At 70.9% G+C, this 26,768-nt stretch carries 23 protein-coding genes and 1 tRNA gene; 21 read left to right on the top strand and 3 right to left on the bottom strand.

Annotated elements, in window-relative coordinates; translation table 11 throughout:
- Positions 1-4: 4 nt before the first annotated feature.
- The 3 genes from glyS to ppdK all read left to right on the top strand — a co-directional run bounded on the left by glyS (position 5) and on the right by ppdK (position 6,015).
- Positions 5-2,089 carry a glycine--tRNA ligase subunit beta gene (glyS, locus tag OR600_RS05330; RefSeq protein WP_135977315.1) on the top strand — a complete coding sequence of 695 codons (2,085 nt, stop codon included), beginning with the start codon at positions 5-7 and terminating at the stop codon, positions 2,087-2,089.
- Positions 2,090-2,208: 119 nt separating this feature from the next.
- The gene (locus tag OR600_RS05325; protein WP_251158027.1) at positions 2,209-3,123 is read left to right on the top strand and encodes a pyruvate, water dikinase regulatory protein; all 915 of its coding nucleotides are present in this window, start codon (positions 2,209-2,211) and stop codon (positions 3,121-3,123) included.
- Between the two features lie 129 nt (positions 3,124-3,252).
- Positions 3,253-6,015, top strand: coding sequence for a pyruvate, phosphate dikinase (gene ppdK, locus OR600_RS05320; RefSeq protein WP_251163948.1), 2,763 nt, complete (start codon positions 3,253-3,255; stop codon positions 6,013-6,015).
- Between the two features lie 163 nt (positions 6,016-6,178).
- On the opposite strand, the gene OR600_RS05315 is transcribed toward ppdK, so the two are convergent.
- Positions 6,179-6,571, bottom strand: a complete 393-nt coding sequence (locus OR600_RS05315) for an XRE family transcriptional regulator (RefSeq protein WP_251173246.1) — start codon at positions 6,569-6,571, stop codon at positions 6,179-6,181.
- Positions 6,572-6,839: 268 nt separating this feature from the next.
- Here OR600_RS05315 and rplS point away from each other — a divergent pair, with 268 nt between their 5' ends.
- From rplS to OR600_RS05230, 17 genes are all read left to right on the top strand, one after another.
- Positions 6,840-7,181 (top strand): 50S ribosomal protein L19, encoded by a 342-nt coding sequence (gene rplS, locus OR600_RS05310; RefSeq protein ID WP_135977318.1) that lies wholly within the window; start codon positions 6,840-6,842, stop codon positions 7,179-7,181.
- Positions 7,182-7,256: 75 nt separating this feature from the next.
- Positions 7,257-8,012, top strand: coding sequence for a ribonuclease HII (gene rnhB, locus OR600_RS05305; RefSeq protein ID WP_251163947.1), 756 nt, complete (start codon positions 7,257-7,259; stop codon positions 8,010-8,012).
- A gap of 222 nt (positions 8,013-8,234) precedes the next feature.
- Complete coding sequence (locus OR600_RS05300) at positions 8,235-8,753, top strand: YraN family protein (protein ID WP_251163946.1); 519 nt, start codon at positions 8,235-8,237, stop codon at positions 8,751-8,753.
- Entirely contained in the window at positions 8,738-10,243 is a 1,506-nt protein-coding gene (locus OR600_RS05295) for a YifB family Mg chelatase-like AAA ATPase (RefSeq protein WP_135977320.1), read from the top strand. The genes OR600_RS05300 and OR600_RS05295 overlap by 16 nt, the downstream gene beginning before the upstream one ends.
- A 1-nt stretch (position 10,244) precedes the next feature.
- Positions 10,245-11,132 carry a DNA-processing protein DprA gene (locus OR600_RS05290; protein WP_204408054.1) on the top strand — a complete coding sequence of 296 codons (888 nt, stop codon included), beginning with the start codon at positions 10,245-10,247 and terminating at the stop codon, positions 11,130-11,132.
- A 67-nt stretch (positions 11,133-11,199) separates the two neighbouring features.
- Positions 11,200-12,543, top strand: coding sequence for a methylenetetrahydrofolate--tRNA-(uracil(54)-C(5))-methyltransferase (FADH(2)-oxidizing) TrmFO (gene trmFO, locus OR600_RS05285; protein WP_135977321.1), 1,344 nt, complete (start codon positions 11,200-11,202; stop codon positions 12,541-12,543).
- Positions 12,540-13,448: a tyrosine recombinase XerC gene (locus OR600_RS05280; protein ID WP_135977322.1), complete on the top strand. Its 909-nt coding sequence runs from the start codon at positions 12,540-12,542 to the stop codon at positions 13,446-13,448. The genes trmFO and OR600_RS05280 overlap by 4 nt, the downstream gene beginning before the upstream one ends.
- A 219-nt stretch (positions 13,449-13,667) precedes the next feature.
- A complete protein-coding gene (gene rpsB / locus OR600_RS05275; RefSeq protein WP_204407358.1) occupies positions 13,668-14,525 on the top strand; it encodes a 30S ribosomal protein S2 in 858 nt (285 codons plus the stop codon).
- 52 nt (positions 14,526-14,577) lie between these two features.
- A complete protein-coding gene (gene tsf / locus OR600_RS05270) occupies positions 14,578-15,450 on the top strand; it encodes a translation elongation factor Ts (RefSeq protein WP_204407359.1) in 873 nt (290 codons plus the stop codon).
- A 112-nt stretch (positions 15,451-15,562) separates the two neighbouring features.
- Entirely contained in the window at positions 15,563-16,291 is a 729-nt protein-coding gene (pyrH, locus tag OR600_RS05265) for a UMP kinase (RefSeq protein ID WP_204407360.1), read from the top strand.
- A complete protein-coding gene (gene frr / locus OR600_RS05260) occupies positions 16,291-16,836 on the top strand; it encodes a ribosome recycling factor (RefSeq protein ID WP_265590787.1) in 546 nt (181 codons plus the stop codon). The genes pyrH and frr overlap by 1 nt, the downstream gene beginning before the upstream one ends.
- A gap of 1 nt (position 16,837) precedes the next feature.
- Entirely contained in the window at positions 16,838-17,623 is a 786-nt protein-coding gene (gene uppS / locus OR600_RS05255; RefSeq protein ID WP_239654491.1) for an undecaprenyl pyrophosphate synthase, read from the top strand.
- A 47-nt stretch (positions 17,624-17,670) separates the two neighbouring features.
- The gene (locus OR600_RS05250; protein ID WP_135977327.1) at positions 17,671-18,570 is read left to right on the top strand and encodes a phosphatidate cytidylyltransferase; all 900 of its coding nucleotides are present in this window, start codon (positions 17,671-17,673) and stop codon (positions 18,568-18,570) included.
- On the top strand, positions 18,567-19,766 hold the full coding sequence (dxr, locus tag OR600_RS05245; RefSeq protein ID WP_265590786.1) for a 1-deoxy-D-xylulose-5-phosphate reductoisomerase: 1,200 nt from the start codon (positions 18,567-18,569) through the stop codon (positions 19,764-19,766). Before OR600_RS05250 ends, dxr begins: the two co-directional genes overlap by 4 nt.
- Entirely contained in the window at positions 19,760-21,145 is a 1,386-nt protein-coding gene (locus tag OR600_RS05240; RefSeq protein WP_135977328.1) for a site-2 protease family protein, read from the top strand. Before dxr ends, OR600_RS05240 begins: the two co-directional genes overlap by 7 nt.
- A gap of 2 nt (positions 21,146-21,147) precedes the next feature.
- Positions 21,148-22,275, top strand: coding sequence for a flavodoxin-dependent (E)-4-hydroxy-3-methylbut-2-enyl-diphosphate synthase (ispG, locus tag OR600_RS05235; RefSeq protein WP_265590785.1), 1,128 nt, complete (start codon positions 21,148-21,150; stop codon positions 22,273-22,275).
- A gap of 110 nt (positions 22,276-22,385) precedes the next feature.
- A complete protein-coding gene (locus OR600_RS05230; RefSeq protein WP_251164009.1) occupies positions 22,386-24,092 on the top strand; it encodes a proline--tRNA ligase in 1,707 nt (568 codons plus the stop codon).
- 106 nt (positions 24,093-24,198) lie between these two features.
- Here OR600_RS05230 and OR600_RS05225 read toward each other — a convergent pair whose 3' ends face one another.
- Both OR600_RS05225 and OR600_RS05220 read right to left on the bottom strand, forming a co-directional pair.
- Positions 24,199-25,935: a 1-deoxy-D-xylulose-5-phosphate synthase gene (locus OR600_RS05225; protein WP_265590784.1), complete on the bottom strand. Its 1,737-nt coding sequence runs from the start codon at positions 25,933-25,935 to the stop codon at positions 24,199-24,201.
- Between the two features lie 178 nt (positions 25,936-26,113).
- Positions 26,114-26,189, bottom strand: a tRNA-Ala gene (locus OR600_RS05220).
- 183 nt (positions 26,190-26,372) lie between these two features.
- Here OR600_RS05220 and OR600_RS05215 point away from each other — a divergent pair.
- On the top strand, positions 26,373-26,720 hold the full coding sequence (locus OR600_RS05215) for an Asp23/Gls24 family envelope stress response protein (RefSeq protein ID WP_251163941.1): 348 nt from the start codon (positions 26,373-26,375) through the stop codon (positions 26,718-26,720).
- Positions 26,721-26,768: the final 48 nt, after the last annotated feature.

Below are 26,768 nucleotides of genomic sequence, written 5' to 3'. Positions count from 1 at the left end.
GCCCATGACCCAGACCAAGGACTTCCTGCTCGAGATCGGCTCCGAGGAGCTGCCGAGCGCGCCCCTCGACCGTGCCGCCGCCCAGCTTGCGAGGCTCGTCGAGGCCGGCCTCGACGACGCCGGGCTCGCCCACGGCGGGGTCCGCGTCGTCTCCACCCCCCGGCGCCTCGCCGTGCTCGTGGCCGACGTCGCCTGCGCCACCGAGGCCGCCCACTCCGTCATGCGCGGCCCGGCGGCCGCCATCGCGTTCGACGCCGACGGCAACCCCACCAAGGCGGCCGTCGGCTTCGCCCGCGGCAAGGGCGTGGACCCCGCCGACCTCGTGGTTCGCGGGGACGGCGGCAAGGACTACGTCTTCGCCGAGGTGGACGAGCCCGCCGTGCCCGCCGAGCAGATCCTCGCGCCCCTCTGCGAGCGCGTCATCGCCGGTCTCGACTGGCCCCGCAGCCAGCGCTGGGGCTCAACCCACGAGCGCTACGGCCGGCCCGTGCGCTGGATCTGCGCCCTCTTCGGCGACGAGGTGCTCGACGTCTCCTACGCCGACGTCACCTCCGGCCGCACCACCCGCGGCCACCGCGTGCTGGCCCCCGGTGAGCACGTCGTGCCCGAGCCCTCCGCCTACGAGGCCGTGCTCGAGGACGCCCGCGTCCTCGGCCACGAGGAGCGCGCCGCCCGCATCCGCGAGGGCATCGCCGCCGTGGAGTCCGAGTTCGGCGTCACCGTGGACACCCCGGCCCGCGTCTTCGACGAGGTGGTCAACCTCTGCGAGTGGCCCACGGTCCTGGTGGGCCGCTTCGACGAGGAGTTCCTCTCGGTCCCCCACGAGATCATCTGCGAGTCCATGCTGTCCCACCAGCGCTACTTCCCCACGTACGACGGCGACGGCAACCTCACCCGGGCCTTCATCGTCGTGGGCAACGGCGACCCGGCCTGCTCCGAGACCGTGGTGGACGGCAACGAGCGCGTGGTGCGCGCCCGCCTCGACGACGCCAAGTTTTTCTTCGAGGAGGACCTCAAACACCCCCTCGAGGACTACCTGCCCAGGCTCGAGACCGTGACCTTCCAGGAGCGCCTCGGCACCATGGGCCAGAAGGCCGCCCGCATGGTGGCCCTCGCCCCCGCGGTGGTCTCCGAGGCCGGCGGCACCGAGGAGCAGCGGGACCACGCCCGCCGCGCCGCGCACCTCGCCAAGGCCGACCTCGTCACCCAGGCCGTCGTGGAGTTCACGAGCCAGCAGGGCGTCATGGGCGGCTACTACGCCCAGGCGGCCGGTGAGCCCGACGAGGTCTCCAGCGCCGTGGCCCAGCACTACCGCCCGCGCTTCGCCGGCGACGAGCTCCCTGAGGGCCTCGTCGCGCGGGCCGTCGCCGTGGCCGACAAGCTCGACACCATCTGCGGCATGTTCGCCATCGACGAGCCGCCCACGGGATCCTCGGACCCCTTCGCCCAGCGCCGCAGCGCCATCGGCGTCATCCACATGCTCGAGGACATGCCCCAGGCGAGCCTCTCCGACCTCATCGATGCCTCCCTCGACGCCTATGCGGACCAGGGACTCTCCTTCGACCACGGCGCCGTCGCCCAGAGGGTGAGGGAGTTCTTCCTCGGGCGCCTGGCCACCATGGCCAAGGACGAGGGCATCGGCCCCGACACCGTGGCCGCGGTCTCCGCCGCCTCGGTGATCGACCCGGCCGAGTTCTTCCAGCGCGCCCGGGCCCTGGAGCGGGCCCAGGTGGAGGACCCCGAGCTGTTCGAGGCCCTCGCGGGGGCCTACGCCCGCGCCGCCAACCTCGCCGACGCCGACCTCGGCTGCGACGTGGACGAGAGCGGCCTCGGCGACGCGGAGAGGCGCCTCCTGGACGCCTGTGTGAACGGCCAGGCCGCCGTGTCCGCCGCCCTGGCCTCCGGCGACTACGAGGGCGCCCTGGCCGCCCTCGGCGCCCTCAGGGGCCCCATCGACGGCTTCTTCGACGAGGTCATGGTCATGGACGACGACCCGGCCGTGAGGGAGAACCGCCTGCGGCTCCTCAACCGCTTCGCCGCCGTATTCTCCGGTGTGGCCGACTTCGGCGCCTTGGGAAGGGGTCGTTAGGCAACCAACTCCCTTGTTATTTTGAAAAGGCCGCCTGCTCCCAAGCGTTGCAGGCGGCCTTTAGTTACTTGTAAAATTGCCAAGGCCCGTCAACGACAGACTCCTCGCAAGGAGGTCCCTTGGCTAAGTACAGTTTCGAAGGGGAGGCCATCGACTACGCGCCCGACTGCGCGGTCATCCACGTCATCTCCGACTCCCTGGGGGAGACGGCGTCGAGCGTGGTCACCGCGGCCGCGGCGCAGTTTCCCCTCGGCTCGGTGCGTATCCGACGCCTTCCCAAGCTCCAGGCGCTCAGGCAGGTGAGGGAGTACTTCGACTCCCTCGACCCGGAGAGCGCGGAGCACCCCAGTGCCGTGTTCCACACCATCGTCGACCCCGACCTCCGTCGCGAGGTGCGCCGCGAGCTCGACGAGCGCGAGATCCCGTCGGTCGACCTGCTCGGCCCGGGCATCGCCATCCTCTCGTCGCTCACCGGCAAGGAGCCCGTGGGCATCCCCGGCATCAACCACGAGGCCGACGACCGCTACTTCCGCCGCATCGACGCCATGGAGTTCTTCGTCGAGCACGACGACGGACGCAACCCGCAGGACCTGCCCAAGGCCGACATCGTGCTCATCGGCGTCTCCCGCACCTCCAAGACGCCGCTGTCCATGTACCTCGCGTTCATGGGATACAAGGTGGGCAACGTGCCCCTGGCCCTCGGCGTCGAGCCCCCCATCGAGCTCGAGGAGGTGGACCCGGCCCGCATCTTCGGGCTCATGTCCACCACCGACACCCTCGTCTCCATCCGCACGCGCCGCCTGTCCAAGGACGGGGCGTCCGACTACGCTGCCTCCTACGCCGACCCCGCCGAGGTGGTGGCCGAGCAGGCCGAGGCCCGCAAGCTCATGCGCCACCTGGGCTGCATGATCATCAACACCAGCGGGAAGGCCGTCGAGGAGACCGCCAACGAGATCATCGCCCAGATCGAGGAGCTCAAGCGCATCCGCGCCGAGTACGCCGCCCGGGAGCGGGAGGCCCAGGGCTCCGAGTAGGTCCTTGGCCATTCACCGGTGGACAACCTTCGCCGGTTTTGGTTGGATACTGATATATGTATCGGCACGAGGCGCCCTTCGGGGCGCGAGAGAGGCGCATCCCGTGCGCCGCAAGCAAAAGGGAGATTTATGGCTGACCCGAACAAGCATGTGTACCGCTGGGGCATCGACGCCTCCGGCAACGACATCACCGAGGCCGACTCCTCGATGAACTACGTCGTCGGCGGCAAGGGCGCCAACCTGGCCGAGATGGCCAAGATCGGCCTGCCCGTGCCCCCCGGCTTCTCCATCACCTGCCAGACCTGCGTCGCCTATTCCGGCAACGACAACACCTGGCCCGAGGGCGTCCTCGACGAGATCGACGCCGCCCGCGCCGACCTCGAGGAGCGCATGGGCAAGCGCCTGGGCGACCCGGCCGACCCGCTGCTCGTCTCCGTGCGCTCCGGCGCGCCGTTCTCCATGCCCGGCATGATGGACACCGTCCTCAACCTCGGCCTCAACGACGAGTCCGTGGAGGGCATCATCGCCCAGACCGAGAACCCGCGCTTCGCCTGGGACTCCTACCGCCGCTTCATCCAGATGTTCTCCAACGTGGTCATGGGCGTGGACGCCGACCTCTTCGAGAACGCCATCACCCAGCGCAAGCTCGCCAAGGGCGTCAAGAACGACACCGACCTCACGGCCGACGACCTCAAGGAGCTCGTGGCCCAGTTCAAGAGGATCTTCTCCGACAACGTCGACACCCAGGCCCACCCCGAGATCGTGGTGGACGGCGTCGCCACCTTCCCGCAGGACCCCTACCTGCAGCTGAAGCTCGCCATCGAGGCCGTCTTCGGCTCCTGGATGAACGAGCGCGCCATCCTCTACCGCCAGCAGAACAAGATCCCCGACGACCTCGGCACCGCCGTCAACGTCCAGATCATGGCCTACGGCAACAAGGGCAACGACTCCGCCACCGGCGTCGCCTTCACCCGCAACCCCGCCGACGGCACCCGCGAGTACTACGGCGACTTCCTGGTCAACGCCCAGGGCGAGGATGTCGTGGCCGGCATCCGCAACACCCAGCCCATCGCCGAGCTCAAGGAGATGGAGGGCCTCGAGGAGGCGGGCGCCCAGCTCGAGGACATCTTCGAGCTCCTCGAGAACCACTACCACGACATGATGGACATCGAGTTCACCATCGAGAACGGCAAGCTCTGGATGCTCCAGACCCGCGTGGGCAAGCGCACCGCCCTGGCCGCCCTCCACATCGCCATCGACATGGAGCGCGAGGGCCACATCACCAAGGAGCAGGCCGTCTGCCGCGTCAACCCCCAGCAGCTCGACCAGCTCCTGCACCCCCAGATCGACCCCAACGCCAACCTGGACGTCCTGGCCACCGGCCTCAACGCCAGCCCCGGCGCCGCCGTGGGCGAGGTGGTCTTCTCCAGCGCCGACGCCGTCGACTTCGCCGAGCAGGGTCGCCCCTGCATCCTCGTGCGCTGGGAGACCAACCCCGACGACCTCAAGGGCATGGTCGCCGCCGAGGGCATCCTGACCTCGCACGGCGGCAAGACCTCCCACGCCGCCGTCATCGCCCGCGGCATGGGCGCCCCCTGCGTCTGCGGCGTTGAGGCCCTGAAGATCGACGCCGCCAACAAGGAGGCCAAGGTCAGCGGCACCGACGTGGTGCTCCACGAGGGCGACGTCATCACCATCGACGGCACCACCGGCCGCGTGGTCCTCGGCGCCGTGGAGCTCGTGAAGCCCGAGCTCGCCGGCGACCTCGACACCATCCTCCAGTGGGCCGACGAGATCCGCGACGACGAGTCCCTCGGCCGCGTCATGGGCGTGCGTGCCAACGCCGACAACCCCGAGGACGCCAAGCTGTCCCTCGAGTTCGGCGCCCAGGGCATCGGCCTCTGCCGCACCGAGCACATGTTCCTCGGCGACCGCAAGCGCATCATCCAGGACTACATCCTCTCCGAGGACAAGGACGTCAAGGACCGCGCGGTCAAGGACCTCACCGAGGCCCAGGAGGGCGACTTCCTCCAGATGCTCGAGACCATGAGCGGCCACCCGATGATCATCCGCCTGCTCGACCCGCCGCTGCACGAGTTCCTCGACAGCCCGCGCGAGCTCGCCGTCGAGATCGCCAAGATGGAGGCCACCGGCGCCGACCCGGCCCTCATCGCCGAGAAGAGCGCCCTGCTCGCCCGCATCGACGCCATGGCCGAGGCCAACCCCATGCTCGGCCTCCGCGGCTGCCGCCTCGGCATCATGTACCCCGAGCTCAACGAGCTCCAGGTGCGTGCCATCGCCACCGCCACCGCCGAGCTCAAGGCCCGCGGCCTCGACCCCGAGCCCGAGATCATGATCCCGCTCGTCTCCACCGCCGAGGAGCTCGCGATCGTGCGCGCCCAGGTGGAGCAGGTCATCGCCGAGGTCGAGAAGAAGTTCGGCTGCGAGCTCGACATCCCCGTGGGCACCATGATCGAGCTGCCCCGCGCCGCTGTCACCGCCGACGAGATCGGCAAGTACGCCGACTTCTTCTCCTTCGGCACCAACGACCTCACCCAGACCGCCTTCGGCTTCTCCCGCGACGACGTCGAGAGCGCCTTCATCCCCACCTACCTGCGCAAGAAGCTCCTGCGCACCAACCCCTTCGAGACGCTCGACGCGGGTGTCGCCAAGCTCGTGGGTATGGGTGTCGAGGGCGGCCGCGAGGCCAACCCCGGCCTCGTCTGCGGCGTCTGCGGCGAGACCGGCGGCGACCCCGACTCCATCGTCATGTACTACGACCTCGGTCTCGACTACGTCTCCTGCTCGCCGTACCGCGTGCCCATCGCGCGCCTCACGGCGGCCCAGGCCAAGATCGCCGCTGCCGGCAAGATGGGCCACGTCGACAAGTAGGCCCCTCCCGTACCCATACCGGCAGCTGAAAGGCGGCCGTCCCGGAAGACCGGGGCGGCCGCCTTGTCCATGGCGGGCGGTTTGAGAACGAGGACGCGGGCGGTCGGCGGCCGCGGTCGGTGCGGGTACCTGCGGGAGGTGCCGACGTCCCGGGGCGCGACGCTCAGCGGTCGGCCACCGTGCTCTCGCCGTGGTTCCAGAGGATGTCGTCGGTCTCCTCGAGCCCGCGCCCGTTGGCGAGGCACCAGGCGATCACCGTGTCGCGCCGGTTGTCGGCCATGAGCGGGGCGTGGCCGCCCAAGACGAGCATGTGGCTGGCCTCCTCGGGGGAGAGCTCGAGCCCGAACGCCAGCTGCAGCAGCTTGTCCCGGGAGGCGTGGCGCGACCCGGCGATGATCTGGTAGCCGAAGGTCGAGTTGAGCTTCGACGCCCTGATGGCCTCGATGCGGGTGCACCGGCGGGACTCCAGCGTGGACTTGAGCCAAGACACCAAGGTCTCCTGCGAGAAGGGTCTTGCGAGAGCCTTCTCGAGAGAGATGCCAGCGAGCTTGGTCAAGTGTTCGGTTCCCATGGCGACCCCACGTTTCCCTTCACCGGATGTTATATATGATGATGCACAAGTTGCGAGTCCTATTCATCAGCTAGTGGCTGAATCTTCCCATTTCTTTTCTTTTCCCATAGAGGGACAGTGGGGCCGCTTCTTTGGACCTCCCGTGAATCGACGTCCGTCCCTTGTGCGGGATTGACTCCACCGCTACCATGTTCGTTCGTGTGCAAAGCTATGTGTCGGCCGCAGCGCGGCGGCACCTCTAGGAAGAGGAACCATGGATTACATTCGTGCCATCGAGCGCCAGCAGATCCGCGAGGACATCCCCACGGTCATCCCGGGCGACAACGTGAAGGTGCACTACCGCATCAAGGAGGGCGACCGCGAGCGCGTCCAGGTCTTCCAGGGCGACGTCATCCGCATGTCCGGCGAGGGCGCCCGCGAGACCTTCACCGTCCGCAAGATCTCCTTCGGCGTGGGCGTCGAGCGCACGTTCCCGCTCTACAGCCCCAAGATCGCCAAGCTGGAGGTCGTCCGTCACGGCGACGTCCACCGCGCCAAGCTCTACTACCTGCGCGACCGCGTGGGCAAGGCCGCCCGCATCCGCGAGAAGCGCTAGGCCGCAGACACCCGCACCCGAACGCGCCCGCCCCGAGCGGGCGCGTTTTTTGTGCGCACCAGAAGGGAGCGTGCCATGGAACCCGCCTCCGCCGTCGCCCGGGCGCTCAGGGAGGCCCCCCTGGAGGGGCTCGAGGCGCTCATCGAGGCCAGCTCCGACGACCCCCGCGCCACGGTGGCCTCCGCCGTCGCCCGGGCCCGCCGCCGCCTCGAGCGGGAGCGGGCCGACCGCGAGCGTGTGGCGGGGCTCTACCGCACCATGGACGGGCTCGCCGAGGGCGGCCTGGCCGTGGGGGTGGACGAGGTGGGGCGCGGGCCCCTGGCCGGCCCCCTCGTCGTGGGGGCCGTGGTGCTCCCGCCGGAGCCCATAGTGTGGGGCATCGACGACTCCAAGCGGCTGTCGCCGGCCGCGAGGGAGCGGCTCGACGCCCGCATCCGTGAGGTCGCGACGGCCGTGTCCCTCGTCTGGGTGCCGCCCGCGGATATCGACGCCCACGGCATGTCCGCCTGCCTTCGCCGCGCCATGGGGGAGGCGGTCTCCGCCTGCGGCGTGGAGCCCGACGCCGTGCTCATCGACGGCAACCCCGTCCACGCGCACCCCCGGGAGCGCTGCCTCGTGGGCGGTGACGGCAGGGTCGCGTCCATCGCCTGCGCCTCCATCGTGGCCAAGGTGGCCCGCGACCGGCGGATGGTGGAGCTCGACGCCGCGTACCCTGGGTACGGGTTCGCGTCCAACAAGGGGTACGGCTCGGCGTCCCACATCGCCGCCATCCGCTCCCTGGGGCTGACCCCCGAGCACCGGGCCTCGTTCTGTGGCCGTTTTGTGGACTGAGCGGCGAGGGCCCCTGGGCGCCCGTCGCCCCATCCTCCGGAGGAGAACCGAACCTTGATGAAGGCCCCCGCCGTTGCCGGGGGCCTTTCCTGTGTCCCCCGGTTTCCGACCGTCGGCGGTCGGGGCCGTGTCGGGCAGCCGTCGGGTACCGGTCGGGAACCGGTCGGGGCCGCCTTCCACCATGGTGCCCGTCCAGCGGGTCCCAGACACGAGGAGGAAGCCATGGAGGACGTCAGGGGGGTCATGGAGGTCACGGGGGCGTCGGGGGCTGACGAGGCGGTGGTCGTGGACCAGGGCGTGGCCGCCGACACGTCGGTGCCGCCCTGGGACGCCTACCCGCGCCCCCAGAAGTCCGTGCGGGAGTACACGGAGCGCGAGCTCGGGGCCGAGGGCGAGCACCTCGCCCAGGTCTACCTCGTGCGTCGCGGGCTCGAGATCCGCGACCTCAACTGGGTGTGCCCGGGCGGCGAGGCGGACATCGTGGCTGCCGAGGAGCGCGGGTGCGTGGTGCTCGTGGAGGTGAAGTGCCGCCTGGCCATCGACGCCCCCGAGGAGCCCATGCCCGAGCTCGCCGTCGACCGGCGCAAGCGCGCGAGGTACCGGAGGATAGCCCTCTACTACCTCTCGGAGCACCCGGAGGTGGACTCCGTGCGCTTCGACGTGATCGCCATCAACATCGTCCAGGAGCGGATGGCCCGCCTCCGCCACCTGGTGGGGGCCTTCGCATGGGACGGCCAGTGAGCCGCCACGGGGCGTCGGTCCACACGGCGGTGCTCCGCGGCGCCGAGGCCGTGCCCGTGGACGTGGAGGTGGACCTCGCGGGCGGCATTCCCGGCATCAACATCATCGGCATGGCCGACAAGGCGGTGCTCGAGGCCCGGAGCCGCGTGCGGTGCGCCTTCCGGGCGAGCGGGTTCTCGCTCCCGCGCATGAGCGTGACGGTGAACCTCGCCCCGGCGGACGTCCGCAAGGCCGGGACCGGGCTCGACCTGCCCATAGCGGCCGCCATCCTGGCCGCGGCCTCCCAGGTGCCGAGGGAGGGGCTCGACGGTTACCTCCTCGTGGGGGAGCTCGGGCTCACCGGGGAGGTCTCCCCGGTGCCGGGGGCCATCGCGTTCCAGAAGCTCGCCGCCGAGCAGGGTCTCGTCCTCGCCGGGGCCCCGGGGGAGGCGGCCCGGGCGCCCATCGGCGCCCCGCCGGTGCCCGTCCCGTGCCTCTCCCGGCTCAAGCAGGGCATGGGCGCCCTCGCCGAGGCGGCGGCCGGGGCCCCGGTACCCGACGCCGTGCGCCCGGGGCCCCAGGAGGCCGTCGACTTCTCCGACGTGGTGGACCAGGAGGCGGTGAAGAGGGCCTGCGTCGTGGCGGCGGCCGGCGGCCACGGCATGCTTATGGTGGGGCCGCCGGGGACCGGCAAGACCATGGTCGCCCGGCGCATGGCCACCGTCCTGCCGCCCCTGGAGGGGGAGGAGCTCATCGAGGCGGCCGTGATCCACTCGGCGGCGGGCCTCGACGCCTCCGGCATCCTCGCCGGCGAGCGGCCGTTCCGCGCGCCGCACCACACGGTGTCGTGCGCCGGGCTCGTGGGCGGGGGCCGCCCGGTGGGGCCAGGCGAGGTGTCGCTCGCCCACTGCGGGGTGCTCTTCCTCGACGAGCTCCCGGAGTTCGCCGGCAACGTGCTCCAGACCCTGCGGCAGCCGCTGGAGGACAAGCGCGTGGTGCTCGTGCGGGCCGACGGCACCTACCGGTTCCCGGCCGACTTCCAGCTCGTGGCCGCGGCCAACCCGTGCCCCTGCGGGCACCTGGGGGACCGCGGCCGGGAGTGCACGTGCTCGGCGGCCCAGGTGCAGCGCTACCAGGCCCGGGTGGGCGGCCCCCTCATGGACCGCATCGACATCGTGTGCGACGTCGCGAGGCCGAGGCCGGGCTCCATCATCCGCGGCGAGGAGGGCATGGGCTCGGCCGAGATGCGCGACCAGGTGCTGGCGGCCCGGGAGTTCGCCTCCTGGCGCCGCTCCCAGGGCGTGGGCGACGGCCCCGTGTCGTCCCTCGGGCTCGACGAGGCGGCGTCCGGGCGCCTCGACCTCCTCGCCCGCACCGCGTCGCTCGGCGGCCGCGCCGTCACGCGGATCGCACGGGTGGCGCGCACCGTGGCCGACATCGAGGAGAGCCGGGCGGTCACGGCGCGGCACGTCGCCGAGGCCTCGCTCTGGCGTCAGAGGGAGGTGGCCTGACATGGCCGACATGACGGCGGGGTTCGAGCTCGTTCCCGGCGACGATCTGTGGCCGCCCCTGGTGGGGGAGGGGTCCGGCATCGACCGCATCTACGGCCGCGGCGACCCCTCCGTGCTCTCGACGCCCTGCATATCGGTGGTGGGGGCCCGACGCGGGACGCCCTACGGCCTGGCCGTGGCCTCGCTGGCGGGCCGCGTGGCCGCCGAGGCCGGGCTCACGGTGGTGTCCGGCGGGGCCATGGGGGTGGACGCCGCCGCGGCGCGGGCGGCGCTCGCGGCGGGCGGCCGCACCGTGGTGTGCGCCGGCACCGGGGCCGACCTCGTGTACCCTGCGAGCAGCCGCGACGTCTTCGAGGGGGCGACCGCCCAGGGAGGGGCGGTCGTCGCCCTCGCCCCCTGGGGGACCGGGCCGAGCCGGTGGACCTTTCCGAGGAGGAACCGCCTCATCGCCGCCCTCTCGCCCGTGCTCGTGGTGACCGAGGCCGGGCTGCCCTCCGGCACCTTCTCCACGGCCGACGCCGCCGTGGAGCTCGGGCGCACGGTCTACGCCGCGCCGGGATCCATGTTCTCGCCGTCGTCGAGGGGCACCAACCTGCTCATCTCCCAGGGGGCCACCATGATCGTGGACGAGGAGTCGCTGGAGATGTCCATCTCCATGGACTACGGGGTCCTGAGGAGCCCTCGCATGCGCACGGCCAAGGACCGGGGCAGGCTCTACTCGGCCCTCGTGGGCCAGGCCATGCGGCCGGACGACCTGGCGGCGGCCCTCGGGAAGGGTGTGCTCGAGGTCATGCGCCTCCTCGCCGACTACGAGGCGGAGGGACTCGTCCGCAGGCTGCCCGACGGCCGCTACAGCCCCACGGAGGCGGCGCTTCTCGACGAGGTCTGAGGGGCGGTACGGGGTATGCTTGGACGACGGCGGAACGGGGGGGCGGAGCGCCCGGGGAGGGGGACACGTGGAGAAGGTCACCGTGATCGGCGGCGGTCTGGCGGGCAGCGAGTGCGCCCTGGCCCTGACGGCCCGCGGCGTCCCGGTCCGCCTCGTGGAGCAGCGCCCCGGCGGGGACGCCCCGGCGCACCACACCGACGGCCTCGCCGAGCTCGTGTGTTCCAACTCCCTCAAGTCGACGAACCCCGAGAGCGCCGCGGGCATCCTCAAGGGCGAGCTCCACACCCTGGGCTCGCGCCTCCTGCCCCTGGCGGAGGCGTGCGCCGTGCCCGCCGGCGGCGCCCTGGCCGTGGACAGGGCCGCCTTCTCCCGCTCGGTCACCGAGGCCGTGGGGTCCGAGCCGCTCATCGAGCTCGTCCGCGAGGAGGCGACGTTCATCCCCGACGGCCCCGTGGTGGTGGCCGCGGGGCCGCTCTGCTCCGACGCGCTCTTCTCCGCGGTCTCCGACCTTCTGGAGGCCCACGGGACCCCGGGCTCGCTCTCGTTCTTCGACGCGGCGGCCCCCATCGTCGACGCCTCCACCATCGACCGGTCCGTGGTCTTCACGCAGTCGCGCTACGGCGCGGAGGGGGAGGGCGACTACCTCAACTGCCCCCTGGACCGCGGTGAGTACGAGGCCTTCGTGGAGGCCCTCGTGGGTGCGAGGCGCGTCGTGCAGAAGGACTTCGAGCAGCGCGACCTCTTCCGGGCCTGCCAGCCGGCCGAGGAGGTGGCCCGCACCGGCGTGGACTCGCTGCGCTACGGTGCCATGAAGCCCGTGGGTCTCGTGGACCCGCGCACGGGCTCGCGCCCCTGGGCGGCCCTCCAGCTGCGCGCCGAGAACGCCGAGCGGAGCGCCTACAACCTCGTGGGCTTCCAGACGAACCTCGCCTGGCCCGAGCAGCGCCGCGTCTTCTCCATGGTGCCGGGGCTCGAGAACGCCGAGTTCTTCCGCTACGGCGTCATGCACCGCAACACCTTCATCGACGCGCCCCGGGCCCTGGACCGCACCTTCCGCGTGCCCGGCACCCGGGTGCGCTTCGCCGGCCAGATCTGCGGGACCGAGGGCTACGTGGAGGCCGTGGCGTCGGGGCTCCTGGCGGCCCTCAACACCTACGCCGACCTCGCGGGGGCCCCGGCCGTCGACCTGCCCCGCACGGGCGCCCTCGGCTCGCTCGTGGCCTACGCCACGGACCCGGCCACGGTCGACTACCAGCCCATGCACGTGAACTTCGGCCTCGTGCCGCCCCTCGATGGGCCACGGCGCAAGAAGCGCGAGCGCTACGCCGCCTATGCCGCGCGGGCGCGGGCGGACCTCGACGCCTGGGTCGCCGGGCGCCCCGACCTGTTCCCCGGGGCGGCGCGGCCGTGAGCGCGGGCTGGGAGGGGAGGCTGGGGGACTTCCTGCACTTCCTCGCCACGGTGAGGAACCTCTCGCCCAACACGGTGCGCTCCTACCGCTGCGACCTCGAGGGCTTTCTCTCGTGGTGCGACCGCACCGGCACCGACCCGGCGGCGCTCGGCCCCTCGGACGTCCGCGCCTACCTCGGGGAGCTCCGGCGGGCCCGCTACGCGGGGCGCACGGTCTCGAGGCGGCTCTCGGCGCTCCGGACCTTCTACGACTGGCTCGGGAGGGAGGGCGTCGTCGAGGGCAACGTGGCCGCGGCCGCGTCGTCGCCCAGGACCGGGCGGCCCCTCCCCGAGGTGCTCGACGACGACCAGGCATCCGCCCTCATCGCCGCCGCGGACACCTCGACCCCCGAGGGTCTCAGGGACCGCGCGCAGGCCGAGCTCATGTACGCGTCAGGCGCGCGCATCGCCGAGGTGGCGCACCTCTCGGTGGGCGACGTCGACCTCGGGGCCGGGGGCGTCCGGCTCTTCGGCAAGGGCTCCAAGGAGCGGCTCGTCCCGCTCTACCCGGCCGCCTGCCGCGCCGTGGGGGCCTACCTCCGCGACGGCCGGCCCGCCCTCGCCGCGCGGGCGGCGCACGCCTCCGACGCCCTGTTCCTCTCCAGCCGCGGCAACCCCATGGGGGCCGACGCCCTGCGCGTGCGCTTCGAGCGCCTCGCCGCCCTCGCCGGCCTGCCCTCCTCCGTGACGCCCCACGCCATGCGGCACACCTTCGCCACCGAGCTGCTCTCGGGCGGCGCCGACCTCAGGAGCGTCCAGGAGCTCCTCGGGCACGCCTCCATCTCCACCACCCAGGTCTACACGCACCTGTCGGTGGACCGCCTCAAGGAGGCCTCGCTCCAGGCCCATCCCCGGTCCGGGCGGTGAGCCGCGGCGCTTTTGTGGGGTCCCGGTAGAGAAGGGCCGGTCCTGAACTGGGGGTGGCGCCGGGGGGCCTCCGTGCCTATACTGTGGTCTTGCTGTGCAAAAGCACAGGAGAAGACACACGCGTGGCCACTCGGCAGCCGCGGTGCCCGGACCTACAAGCCAGGGTCCGGGTGGCTGGCCGGGGACGACGTCACGCGGAGGAACAACCGAAGGAGAACCATGGCTGTCAAGATCAACATCAAGACCCTGCTCGACGCCGGCTGCCACTACGGCCACCAGACCCGCCGCTGGAACCCCAAGATGAAGCCCTACATCTTCGGCGAGCGCAACGGCATCTACATCCTCGACCTCAAGCAGACCATCGTCGACGCCGACAAGGCCTACACCTTCCTCAAGAACCTCACCGCCAAGGGCGGCACCGTGCTCTTCGTGGGCACCAAGAAGCAGGCCCAGGAGCCCGTGGCCGCCCAGGCCGAGCGCTGCGGCATGCCCTACATCAACAACCGCTGGCTGGGCGGCGTGCTCACGAACTTCGTGACCATGCGCTCCCGCATCGAGCGCATGACCGAGCTCGAGGCCATGCAGGAGGACGGCCGCATGGCGCTCCTCCCCAAGAAGGAGCAGTCCGTGCTCACCAAGGAGCTCGAGAAGCTCACCAAGAACCTCGGCGGCGTCCGTGAGATGAAGGCCCTGCCCCAGGCGCTCTTCGTGGTCGACACCAAGCGCGAGGAGATCGCCATCCGCGAGGCCCGTCGCCTGAAGATCCCCGTGGTCGCCCTCCTCGACACCAACTCCGACCCCGACGTCGTGGACTACGGCATCCCCGCCAACGACGACGCCATCCGCTCCGTCTCCCTCATGTGCGAGCTCATCGCCGACGCGGTGCTCGCCGGCAACGGCCGCGAGCAGATCTCTGCCGAGGAGATGGCCGGAACCCCCGCCGTCACCGACGCCGTGGAGAACCAGATCCTCGACGTGCAGCCCGAGGTCTCCGACGCCAAGGCCGCCGTCTCCGTGGACGGCCGGACCGTCGAGTCGGTGACCACCGCCGAGACCGACGACAAGGTCGCCCGCTAACCCACCCGTCCGCGCCGGCGCAGCCGGCACCCAGCCAATGAGAAGAGGTTCCATGGCCACCAAGATCACCGCCCAGATGGTCAAGCAGCTCCGCGAGATGACCGACTCGCCCATGATGGAGTGCAAGAAGGCCCTCGTCGAGGCCGAGGGCGACCTCGAGAAGGCCGTCGACGTCCTCCGCACCATGGGCATCGCCAAGGCCGTCAAGAAGGCCGGCCGCGACACCAACGAGGGCACCGTGGGCGCCTTCGTCACCGCCGACGGCCACAAGGGCGCCCTCGTTGAGGTCTCTTGCGAGACCGACTTCGTGGGCACCAACCCCAAGTTCACCGGCTTCGCCACCAAGCTCGCCGAGGTCGTCGCCGACAACGCCCCGGCCGACGTCGAGGCGCTCAAGGCCCTGCCCTTCGAGGGCGCAGACACCGTGGACTCCGCGCTCACCGAGCTCATCCACACCATGGGCGAGAACATGAAGATCGCCCGCTTCGTCGTGCGCTCCGTCCAGGACGGCGCCCTCTCCAGCTACGTCCACGGCGGCAAGCTCGGCGTGCTCGTGGAGTTCGCCTTCTCCAAGCCCGCCACCGCCGAGAACGACGCCTTCAAGGCCTACGCCCACGACGTCGCCATGCAGGTGGCCGCCGCCCAGCCCGTGGCCGCCCGCATCGAGGACGTCCCGGCCGAGACCGTCGAGCACGAGGTCGCGATCTACAAGGCCCAGGCCGCCGAGTCCGGCAAGCCCGAGGCCATCCAGGAGCGCATGGCCGAGGGTCGCCTCAACAAGTTCTACAAGGAGAACGTGCTCACCGAGCAGGTCTTCATCAAGGACTCCGACCAGACCATCCGCTCCCTCGGCGAGAAGGTCTCCAAGGAGTGCGACGACAGCATCTCCATCGTCGCCTTCGACCGCTTCTCCTTCGGCGAGTAGGCCGAGGGCAAATCCGGCTCTCTGACAGGGGCGGGGACGGTGTGAGCCGGCCCCGCCCCTGTCCATGGGCTATGATGATGCGGCACGGGCCATCACTCGAGACGGGACAAGCGTGGAAGACTACAAGTACCGCCGTATTCTGCTCAAGCTCTCCGGAGAGGCCCTCATGGGCGACGGCGAGTACGGCATGGACCCCAAGATGCTCGAGCACCTCGCCGAGTCCATCAAGACCATCCATGACGACGGCATCGAGGTGGGCATCGTCGTCGGCGGCGGCAACATCTTCCGCGGCATGGCCGGCGCCGCCGCGGGCATGGACCGCGCCCAGGCCGACTACATGGGCATGCTCGCCACGGTCATGAACGCCCTCGCGCTCCAGGACGCCTTCGAGAAGGCCGGCATGATGACCAGGGTCATGAGTGCCATCGAGATGCACGAGGTGGCCGAGACCTACATCCGCCGCCGCGCCATCCGCCACCTGGAGAAGGGCCGCGTGGTCATCTTCGCCGCCGGCACGGGCAACCCCTACTTCACCACCGACACCGCGGCGGCCCTCCGCGCCTGCGAGATCGACGCCGACTGCCTCATGAAGGCCACCAAGGTCGACGGCATCTACGACAAGGACCCGATGAGGCACGAGGACGCCAAGCGCTACGACACCATCAGCTACCGCGACGTCCTCGCGCAGGGACTCAAGGTCATGGACGCCACCGCCACGGCCCTGAGCCAGGACAACCATATGCCCATCATCGTCTTCGACATCTCCGAGGACGACGTGTTCGAGAAGGCCCTTAAGGGAGAGTCGGTGGGAACCACCGTCGTGGAAGAGGAGACCCTCTGATGAGCGATACCATCAACAACGCAAAGAGCAAGATGGAGAAGTGCCTCGACACCCTCAAGGCCAACTTCTCCAAGGTCCGCACCGGCCGCGCCAACCCCCACGTGCTCGACGCCATCAAGGTCGACTACTACGGCGTGGAGACCCCGGTCACCCAGCTCGCCGGCGTGAAGGTCCCCGAGGCCACCATGCTGCTCGTCGAGCCCTGGGACAAGTCGGTGCTCAACGCCATCGAGAAGGCCATCCGCAACTCCGACCTCGGTATCAACCCGTCCAACGACGGCTCCTCCATCCGCCTGCCCTTCCCGGCCCCCACCGAGGAGCGCCGCCGCGAGCTCGTCAAGGACTGCAAGGGCTACGCCGAGGAGGCCCGCGTGGCAGTGCGCAACGTCCGCCGCGACGCCAACGGCAAGATCGAGCGCGAGGAGGAGAACTCCGAGGACGACGTCCGCCGCGAGCATGCCGAGGTCCAGAAGCTCACCGACTCCTACATCAAGAAGATCGACGAGGCGCTGAAGGCCAAAGAGGCCGAGGTAATGGAGATCTAGGTTGCGATACGACGCAGACGCGCTGGCGCGTCATTTCGCCGACGGTCCCGGTGACGTCTCCCTCGCCGACGTCGACATGGCGCGCCTGCCGTCCCATATCTCCATCATCATGGACGGCAACGGCCGTTGGGCCGAGGCCCGCGGCATGGAGCGCCCCTACGGCCACATGGCCGGTGTGGACTCCCTCCGCGAGACCATCACCACGTGCGTGCGCCTGGGGATCGACGCGCTGTCCGCCTATGCCTTCTCCACGGAGAACTGGAAGCGCCCGCAGCGCGAGGTGGACATGCTCATGCACCTGTTCGCGACCACGTTGGTGAACGAGCTGCCGCTCTTCGTCCAGGAGAACGTGCGCCTCGTCTTCCTCGGCGACCTCGAGGCACTGCCCCGGGAGACCCGGGAGGTCTTTGAGGAGGGCCTCGCCAAGACGGCGTCCCATACCGGCATGGTGCTCGCCCTCGCCGTGAACTACGGCTCCCGGGCCGAGATCGCCCGGGCCTGCCGGCTCGTGGCGGCCGACGTCGCCGCCGGTAGGATGGACCCCGGATCGGTGGACGAGTTCGCCGTGGCGGAGCGGCTCTACACGGCCGGTCTGTCCGACCCCGAGCTCCTCATCCGCACCTCGGGCGAGCTCAGGCTCTCCAACTTCCTCCTCTGGCAGCTCGCCTACGCCGAGTTCTACGTGACTCCCGTGCTCTGGCCGGACTTCGACCGCTGGGAGCTCCTGCGCGCCGTCGCGTCGTTCCAAGGGCGCGAGCGCCGGTTCGGGGGAGTGGTCCAAGGGTGAGCGACGACTCCAAACACAACCGCGGCCCACAGGGGCTCGAGAGGCCCATGGACAAGTACGAAAGGAAGCGCGACGAGCGCGAGGAGCTCCGTCTCGAGGGCGGAACCCGCAGCTCCCGGGTGCGTTCCGGCACCGAGAAGCTGCTCACGCGCACGCTCTCGGGCCTCTTCTACAGCGTCACCGTGCTCGTGTGCATCTTCTGGGGGCCGGTGCCCTGCGCCGTGCTCTTCTGCGCCATGGCCTGGCTCTGCTGCTCGGAGTTCTTCCGCATCGCCCGCATGCTCGGACGCATGCCCAACGAGCTCATCGGGCTCACGGCGGCCGTGGCCTTCGTCGTGTGCCCGCTTCTGCCCGACGTGGCCCTCATGGTTGTCTTCTCGCTTCTGGTCCTCTCCTGCGGGGTGTGGTTCGTCTGGACCGCCCGCGCCTCCATCAGCGACGCCGCCATCACGGTGCTCGGCCCGGTCTACACGGGGTTCCTGCTGAGCTCCGTCATGTACGTCCGCGTCATAGACATCCCGAGCCAGCCCATGCCCGTGGCGGCCCTGCTCACCTTCGGCGTGATCTCGTCCATCTGGATGAGCGACGCCGCGGCGTACTTCGTGGGCCAGCGCTTCGGGCGGCACAAGATGGTGCCCAAGATCAGCCCCCACAAGACCTGGGAGGGCTTTGCCGGCGGCATGGTCGGCTCCGTCTTCGTGTGGCTGATCATGTGGGTCGTGGGACTGCCCTGCGTCACGCTGCCCCTCGCACTGCTCGGCGGCGTCTGCGTGGGCGCCGTGGGCGTCATCGGCGACCTCTTCGAGTCGCGCCTCAAGCGCGCCGCGGGTGTCAAGGACTCCGGCAACTTCCTGCCGGGTCACGGCGGCATGCTCGACCGCACCGACTCCATCCTCTTCGGCTCCATGACGGCCTTCTTCATCCTCAGGCTTGGAGGGCTCCTATGAACATCTTCGAGGACCGCGCGCCCTCGCCGCCCCGCCCCACGCCACTGCGTGTGGCCGTCCTGGGCTGCACGGGCTCCATCGGCCGACAGGCCCTCGACGTCGCGAGGCAGCACCCGGAACGCGTGGAGGTGACGGCGCTCTCTGTGTACGGCAGCACCGCGGAGCTCGTGGCCTTGGCCCGGGAGTTCCGTCCCTCGGCCGTGGCCGTGGCCGACCGCTCCTACGGCGACGACGGCGTCCTCGACGGCCTGCCGTCTGGCTGCGGCCTGTTCCTCGGCGACGAGGGGGTCATGGAGCTCGCCTCCCTGAACGACGTGGACTGCGTCCTCGTGGCAGTGGTGGGGGAGGCCGGCATCCACGCCGCCCACGCCGCCCTGGCCGCGCGCAAGGTGCTCGCCTGCGCCAACAAGGAGGCCCTCGTGGCCGCCGGCGACCTCCTCATGCCCATGGCCGAGCCCGGCCGCCTCATACCGGTGGACTCCGAGCACTCGGCCATCTACCAGTGCCTGGTGGGAGGCCGCGAACGCGAGCTCCGGCGCATCTGGCTCACGTGCTCCGGCGGCCCCTTCCTCGGGCGCACCCGCGAGAGCCTCGCGTCGGTGACCCCCGAGGAGGCGCTCGGCCACCCCACCTGGGCCATGGGCCCCAAGATCACCGTGGACTCCGCGACCCTCATGAACAAGGGCCTCGAGGTCATCGAGGCCCACCACCTCTTCGACGTCCCCGTGGACGCCGTGGAGGTCCTCGTGCACCCCCAGAGCAAGATCCACTCCATGGTGGAGTTCGCGGACGGCTCCACCGTCGCGCAACTCGGCCCCTCCGACATGCGGATCCCCATCCAGTACGCCTTCAGCTACCCGCACCGTTGGGACGCGCCCTGCGAGCCCGTGGACTGGCGGACGGCGGGGGAGCTCACATTCGGCGCCCCCGACACGGAGACGTTCCGCTGCCTGGCCCTGGCACTTCAGGCGGGGCGGGTCGGCGGCACGCTGCCCTGTGCCATGAACGCCGCCAACGAGGTGGCCAACCAGGCATTCCGCGACGGGCGCCTGGGCTTCCTCGCCATCGCCGAGGTGGTCTCCGCGGTCATGGACGCCACCGTGCCCGAGCCGGTGGAGTCGCTCGCCCAGGTGGCCGAGGTCGACGCCCGTGCCCGCGCCAAGGCGGCCCAGGCGGTCTCGAGGCTGTCGTGCTAGCCGGGCTCGGCGGGGCGGTCTCCGCTATCCTCTGGGGCCTCGTGCTCCTCTCGGTCCTCGTCTTCGTCCATGAGGGCGGTCACTTCCTCGCGGCCCGTGTCCTCGGCATCCGCGTGCGCGAGTTCTTCCTCGGCATGCCCTGCCGGTTCCGCCTCGCATGGGAGTCGCGCCGCTACGGCACCGTCTACGGCGCCACGCCCCTGCTGCTGGGCGGCTATACCATGGTCTGCGGCATGGACGGCGCGTCGAGCCCGCACCTCGCCGGCGCCCTCGCCTCGGTGGCGGCCCACGGTCGCGCCACGGTGGACCAGGTGGCCGCCGACGCCGGCTGCACGGCCGAGGAGGCCGTCGAGGCGCTGGCCACCCTCGCCGATTGGGGCTCCGTGGCCCCGTACTACGACCCCGACCTCGGCGAGAGGCCCACGGATTCCACGTGGCCCTCGTCCTTCGAGACCTTGGAGCGCGACCCGTCGCTCCTCACCAAGTACGACCGCGGCCACGACTTCTCGCTGCCCGGCACCACGGCCCAGGGCGAGCCCCACGCCCTCGGGGAGGGCCCCGAGGCCTTCCTCGCCGCCGAGCGCTCCCACACCTACCTTGCCCACGGGTTCTGGGGCCGCACCTTCGTCCTCGTGAGCGGCGTTGCCGTGAACCTCGTCTGCGGGATCCTGCTCGTCGTGGCGGTGCTCACCCTCGCGGGCGTCCCCATGGTGGGCGACGCCCCCGTGGCGGGATCGGTGACCGAGGGGTCCCTGGCCCAGCAGGCCGGCATCGAGGCCGGCGACGAGTTCGTGTCGGTGGACGGGACCCCCGTCTCCACCTGGCAGGGGACCGTCGAGGCCGTCCGGGAGGCCCTCTCCGAGGGCACCGACTTCACGGTCACGGTGAGGCGCGACGGCAGGCCTGTGGACGTGGGCGTGGCCCTCGACGGCCCCGCCGAGACCCTCGGCATCCAGGGGACGGTGGAGAACGTGCGCCTCGGCATCGGCGAGTCCCTCTCCTATGCCCTCTCCTACGTGGGGGCGACCGCCTCGTTCATCCTCAGGCTGCTCCAGCCCGCCCACATCGGCGAGGTCATCGAGAGCTCCAGCTCCGTCGTCGGCATCTCGGTCATGGCCAGCGAGGCAGCGAGCCAGGGGATGGCGTCGTTCGCACTGCTCGCGGCCGCGGTGTCCCTGAGCCTGGCCTTCATGAACCTGCTGCCCATACCGCCGCTGGACGGCGGCAAGGTCGTGATCGAGGCCATCCAGGCCGTGCGCCGGCGCCCCGTCTCCATGCGCGTGCAGCAGGGTGTGTCCATGGTGGGTATAGCCCTGTTCATGCTCCTGTTCTTCGTCCTGCTCCGGCAGGACATCGTCCGCTTCGTCTTGGGAGGCTGACCATGGAAGACCTTCGGCGCGAGGCCGGGCTCCTGGGTGACGGCGCCCCGGGGCCCCTTCCCCGCACCCTCACCCGGCGGGTCCACGTGGGCCCGGTGGCCGTGGGCGGCGGCGCCCCCGTGGCCGTCCAGTCCATGACCTGCACCCCGACCCAGGACCCCGCCGCCACGCTCGCCCAGGTCGCGGCCCTCGCCGAGGAGGGCTGCGAGATAGTTCGTGTCGCCGTCCCGTCGGCCGACGCCCTCGACGGTTTCGGCGAGGTCTGCGCCGAGAGCCCGCTGCCCGTGGTGGCCGACATCCACTTCGACCACCGGCTCGCCCTGGGGGCGTGCGCCCGGGGGGCCTCTGCCCTGCGGATCAACCCCGGCAACATCGGGTCATGGGCCAAGGTGGACGCCGTGATCGACGCCGCGGGCGAGGCCGGCATCCCCATCCGTATCGGCGTGAACGCCGGTTCCCTCGACCCGGCCGTGGACGCCCGCGAGGACCTCACGCAACCCGAGAAGCTCGTGGAGAGCGCCCTGTCGTTCGTGCGGCACTTCGAGGGGCGCGGCTTCCCCGACATCGTGCTCTCGGCCAAGACGCACTCGGTGCCCTCCACCATCCGCACCAACCGGGAGCTCTCGGCCCGCATCCCCACCGTGCCGCTGCACCTCGGCGTCACCGAGGCGGGGGGCCTCGGGCCCGCCACGGTCAAGAACTCCGTGGCCCTGGGGGTGCTCCTCTCCGAGGGTATCGGCGACACCGTGCGCGTCTCCATCACGGCGCCGCCGGAGGAGGAGGTTCGCGTCGCCTGGAACATCCTGCAGTCGGTGGGCCTGCGCCGCCGCGGCCCCGAGATCGTCTCGTGCCCCACGTGCGGGCGCTGCCGCATCGACCTCATGGGTCTCGCGTCGCAGGTGGAGGAGCGGCTGCGGGGCGTGGAGGCGCCCATCACCGTGGCCGTCATGGGCTGCGTGGTCAACGGGCCCGGTGAGGCCCGTGCCGCAGACATCGGCATCGCCGGCGGCGACGGCCAGGGCCTCCTCATCGCCGGCGGCGAGTCGCTGGGGTCCGTCCCGGAGGGGCGCCTCCTCGACGCCCTCATGGAGGAGATCGACCGCCGCTACGGCGACGGCCCGCGCCCGTAGGGGCCGCACGGGCCGCCCGTCCCCGCGCCCGGGGCGGGGAGGCCCACATCACCGGGCGCACGACCACGTACCAGACCGGAGGAGCCTAAACCGTGAAGACGTTCCAGACCATGAGCTCGCTGTACGCACCCACCCTCAAGGAGGACCCGGCCGACGCGGACCTCGCGAGCCATCGCCTCCTGCTGAGGGCCGGCATGATCCGCAAGACCGCCGCCGGGCTCTACTCGTACCTGCCGCTCGCCTGGCGCTCCCTCGAGAAGATCGAGGACATCATCCGCGACGAGATGGACACCCACGGGGCCCAGGAGGTCCTCCTGCCCATCCTCACCCCGGCGGAGCTCTGGGAGGAGTCCGGCCGCTACGATGCCTACGGCCCCGAGCTCATGCGCCTCTCCGACCGCCACGACCGCGACTTCGTGCTCGGCCCCACCCACGAGGAGACCATGACCGACCTCGTGCGCGGCGAGCTCCGCTCCTACAAGCAGCTGCCGGTCAACCTCTACCAGATCCAGCAGAAGTACCGCGACGAGCTGCGCCCGCGCTTCGGCCTCATGCGCGGCCGCGAGTTCATCATGAAGGACGGCTACTCCTTCGACGCCGACGCCGAGGGCATGCAGCGCTCCTTCGACACGATGTACGACGCCTACTCCGGCGTCTGCGACCGCTGCGGCATCAAGGCCCTCCCGGTGGCCGCCGACTCCGGCCAGATCGGCGGCTCCACCTCCATCGAGTTCATGGCCCTCGCCGAGGCCGGGGAGGCGGCGCTCGTCTACTGCCCCGACTGCGGCTACGCCGCCGACGAGGAGGCCGCCACGGTGGTCATCTCCGTCGAGGACGGCCCCGAGACCCACGACCACGAGCTCGAGTGCGTGGAGACGCCCGGCGTCCACACCATCGCCGAGCTCGCCGGGCTCTTCGACGTCCCCGAGGCCGCCTGCCGCAAGGCCGTGGCCCTCGTGGACGGCGAGGGGAGGCCCGTGGTGTGCATCGTCCCGGGCGACCACGAGCTCAACGAGGTCAAGGCGTCCCACGCCTTCGGCGGCTACCACCTCATGAGCGATGAGGAGCTCGAGTCGTTCGGCCTGTTCAAGGGCTGCATCGGCCCCGTGGGGCTCCCCGAGGGCGTCTCCTGCGTCTGCGACGTCTCCCTGCGCGGCTCCCTCAGCTGGCTCGTGGGCGCCAACCGCCCCGAGAGCCACTACCTGGGCGCCCGCCCAGGCCGCGACTTCGAGCCGGACGCCTGGGAGGACCTCGCCAGCGCCAAGGCGTCGGACGCCTGCCCCGTGTGCGGCAAGCCGCTCGCGGCGGCCCGCGGCATCGAGATGGGCCAGATCTTCCAGCTCGGTGACAAGTACTCCCGGTCCATGGGGGCCACGTTCCTCGACAGGGACGGCAAGGAGCGGTACTTCCAGATGGGGTGCTACGGCATCGGCGTGACGCGCACGCTCGCCGCCGTGGTCGAGCAGTGCCACGACGACTCCGGCATCGTGTGGCCGGTCTCGGTGGCGCCGTTCGAGGTCGAGGTCGTCGCCCTCGACACCGCGGACGACCTCGTGTGGCCCGCCGCCCAGCAGGTGGCCGACCAGCTCGTGGAGGCCGGCGTCCAGGTGCTGCTCGACGACCGCAAGGAGCGCCCGGGCGTGAAGTTCAACGACGCCGACCTCCTCGGCCTGCCCTACCAGGTGATCCTCGGCAAGAAGGCCGTGGCCAAGGGCATGTGCGAGGTCAAGGACCGCGCCACCGGCGAGCGCCGCGAGGTGGCCATCGACGAGGTCGTCGTCGAGGTGGGCTCCGAGGTCATCGCCCGCAGGCGCTAGGCGCGGGACCATCCGACGGGCCTCCATGGGGGAGGGGGCGCCCCGACCGGTCTTCAAGCCGGTCGGGGCGCCCCCTCCCATTCATAGACAAGTCGCCCGGCTGCGCCTAACGGGTCGCCCGGCGCTCCGCGGCGGCCCCGAGGGCGGCCAGGGCGTCCTCGGCCACGAGCTCCGGCGTCATGCGCGCCTGCTCCACGAGGGTGTCGGGGTCGTAGCGGTCGGGGACGTCCTTGGGGAAGCCCCTCACGACCACGGCGACGCCCAGCGGGGCGAGGGCGGCGGCGACCTTCTGTCCGAACCCGCCGTCGGCAAAGCCGTCCTCCAGCGTGATCACCGCGTCATGGCCCTCGGCGAGAAACGCCGCGAGGTCGGCGTCGACGTCGGAGACCACGCGGGGGTTCAGTACGGTGGGCTCGATCCCGGACCGCTCGCGCACGATGCGCGCGGCCTCGAGGGCGCAGGGGTAGAACGTGCCGGCGCCCACGATCGCCACGCGGGAGCCGCGGACGACGTCGGGGAGCGCGTTCTTCACGGGGGCGCCGCCCGGCACCTTCACGGCCACGGGGCCGTCGCACGTGTCGAGGGCCCAGTTCATCATGGCCTCGAACTCGGGGACCGTGGCCGGTGCCAGGTAGGTGACGTGGGGGATGGCGCCGAGCATGGCGATGTCGCCGAGCCCCAGGTGCGTGGCGTCGGTCATGGAGTAGACGGACCCGCGGTCGACCATGAGCACGGCGTGGGCGCGGTTGACGCCGAGCTCCTGGACCACCTGGTCGTAGGCGCGCCCCAGGAACGTGGAGTAGAGGCACACCACGGGGCGCATGCCGGCCGAGGCGAGGCCGACGGAGAAGGTGAGCGCCGTGGCCTCGGCGATGCCGACGTCGACGAACTGGCGCCCCGCCGCGGCACGCATGGCGGGGGTGAAGCCGAGGCCCGTGGGTGTGGCCGCCACCACCGTCATGGTGGACGGGTCTGCCGCCATGCGGCGGTTGAGGTACCCCGTCGTCACGTCGCTCCAGGCGAGGGGCGCGGCCCCGTGGGCGCCCCCCTCGAGGGGGCCCACGTTGTGGAAGGTCTCGGGGTCGTCCACCGCGGGGCCAAAGCCGTGGCCCTTCTCGGTGTGGACGTGCACGACCTGTGGGCCCGACGCGTCGCGCGCCGCCTCGAGGGCCGGGACGAGCGCGGCGACGGAGTTGCCGTCCTCGATGTAGCGGTAAGAGAAGCCCAGGTCCGTGAAGAAGTTGCGCTCGACGTCGCTGCCCGCCTCGCGGAGCCTGCGGAGTTCCTCGTAGAGCGAGCCGTGGTTCTCGGCGATGGACATGTCGTTGTCGTTCACGACGACCACGAGGTCGTCGCAGAGCTCCCCGGCGACGTCGAGGCCCTCGAAGGCCTCGCCGCCCGAGAGGGAGCCGTCGCCGATGACGGCGACCACGTGGCCCTTCATCCCGGCCATGGCCCGACCGCGCGAGATGCCGGCCGCCAGGCCCACGGACGTGGAGGTGTGGCCCAGGACGAAGGGGTCGTGCTCCGACTCGGAGGGGCTGGAGAAGCCCGAGACGTCGTCGTAGTGGGCCGGGTCGAGGAAGGCCTCCTTGCGGCCCGTGAGCATCTTGTGGGCGTAGGTCTGGTGGGACACGTCGAACACGATGGCGTCGGTGGGGGAGTCGAAGACCCGGTGGAGCGCCACCGTGAGCTCGACGACGCCCAGGTTGGGGCCGAGGTGGCCTCCGTGGGTCCGTGCCCGCACCATGAGGGCGTCTCGAATCTCGGCCGCCAGGGCCTCGAGCTCGGCGACGCCCATGCCCTTGAGGTCGCGGGGGGAGTCGATGGTCTCGAGATACATGGGTTCGGGGTTCCTTCGCTCGGTCGGTGGCTACGCTCCTGTAGATACCCGTGCCCTACAGCTTAACCACCGCAGGGGCGGGGCCGGTCTGCGCATGGCGCCCCGGTCGACAAAGGGTGCCCAACGGTAGTCGGGCCATGAAAAAGGGCGGCGACCGAGGCCGCCGCCCTGTTGCGTGTGGTGGAGATAAGGGGGATCGAACCCCTGACCTCATGACTGCCAGTCATGCGCTCTCCCAGCTGAGCTATATCCCCGTGGGTTGGTGCGTCGTCAACTATAGCAGAGGGCGGCGCGAGTGCAACGGACCATCTCCTCTCCATCAAACCACACCGAAGATGTGCAGAGACTGGGGGGCGACAGGGGCGTGGGGTATAGTCGTTCAGACCGAGTTAGGGGCCCAGGGACCCCTGTCGCACACTAACTGATGGGAGTACCACATGGCTGACGCAGCGGTTCCCGGCACGCTCCAGGTCTCCAACGACGTCATCGCCGACCTCGCGGGATACGCCGCGATGATGTGCTACGGCGTGGTGGGCATGGCCTACACCGACGACCAGCAGAACCTCCAGACCCTGCTCTCCATGAGCCAGATGTCCAAGGGCATCGACGTCGACATGGACGGCGACACCGTCTCCGTCACGCTCCACGTGGTGGTGGACGCCGGCGTCAACATGCGCTCCGTGAGCCAGAACCTCGAGAGCAGCGTCAGGTTCATGCTCGGGCAGGTCGCCCAGATCGATGGCGCGGAGGTCCACGTGGTCATTGAGGACATGAGGGTGCGCTAGGCACCGCAGGCACCAGACGGCAGGCACGGGGCACGGCCCCGGAGAGAC

This window comes from Granulimonas faecalis, assembly GCF_022834715.1.
In the GTDB taxonomy this organism is placed as follows: Bacteria; Actinomycetota; Coriobacteriia; order Coriobacteriales; family Atopobiaceae; genus Granulimonas; species Granulimonas faecalis.
The sequence above is the reverse complement of the archived record's forward strand: the minus strand, read 5'-3'. Positions and strand labels throughout refer to the sequence as shown.

Excerpts from the sequence above, each read along its gene's own strand:
- tsf (WP_204407359.1), top strand. The coding sequence starts at position 14,578 with ATGGCCACCAAGATCACCGCCCAGATGGTCAAGCAGCTCCGCGAGATG.
- dxr (WP_265590786.1), top strand. The coding sequence starts at position 18,567 with ATGAACATCTTCGAGGACCGCGCGCCCTCGCCGCCCCGCCCCACGCCA.
- frr (WP_265590787.1), top strand. The coding sequence starts at position 16,291 with ATGAGCGATACCATCAACAACGCAAAGAGCAAGATGGAGAAGTGCCTC.
- ispG (WP_265590785.1), top strand. The coding sequence starts at position 21,148 with ATGGAAGACCTTCGGCGCGAGGCCGGGCTCCTGGGTGACGGCGCCCCG.
- OR600_RS05300 (WP_251163946.1), top strand. The coding sequence starts at position 8,235 with ATGGAGGACGTCAGGGGGGTCATGGAGGTCACGGGGGCGTCGGGGGCT.
- rplS (WP_135977318.1), top strand. The coding sequence starts at position 6,840 with ATGGATTACATTCGTGCCATCGAGCGCCAGCAGATCCGCGAGGACATC.
- OR600_RS05225 (WP_265590784.1), bottom strand. The coding sequence starts at position 25,935 with ATGTATCTCGAGACCATCGACTCCCCCCGCGACCTCAAGGGCATGGGC.
- OR600_RS05250 (WP_135977327.1), top strand. The coding sequence starts at position 17,671 with ATGGACAAGTACGAAAGGAAGCGCGACGAGCGCGAGGAGCTCCGTCTC.
- rnhB (WP_251163947.1), top strand. The coding sequence starts at position 7,257 with ATGGAACCCGCCTCCGCCGTCGCCCGGGCGCTCAGGGAGGCCCCCCTG.
- rpsB (WP_204407358.1), top strand. The coding sequence starts at position 13,668 with ATGGCTGTCAAGATCAACATCAAGACCCTGCTCGACGCCGGCTGCCAC.
- OR600_RS05230 (WP_251164009.1), top strand. The coding sequence starts at position 22,386 with ATGAGCTCGCTGTACGCACCCACCCTCAAGGAGGACCCGGCCGACGCG.
- OR600_RS05215 (WP_251163941.1), top strand. The coding sequence starts at position 26,373 with ATGGCTGACGCAGCGGTTCCCGGCACGCTCCAGGTCTCCAACGACGTC.
- OR600_RS05295 (WP_135977320.1), top strand. The coding sequence starts at position 8,738 with ATGGGACGGCCAGTGAGCCGCCACGGGGCGTCGGTCCACACGGCGGTG.
- ppdK (WP_251163948.1), top strand. The coding sequence starts at position 3,253 with ATGGCTGACCCGAACAAGCATGTGTACCGCTGGGGCATCGACGCCTCC.
- OR600_RS05290 (WP_204408054.1), top strand. The coding sequence starts at position 10,245 with ATGGCCGACATGACGGCGGGGTTCGAGCTCGTTCCCGGCGACGATCTG.
- glyS (WP_135977315.1), top strand. The coding sequence starts at position 5 with ATGACCCAGACCAAGGACTTCCTGCTCGAGATCGGCTCCGAGGAGCTG.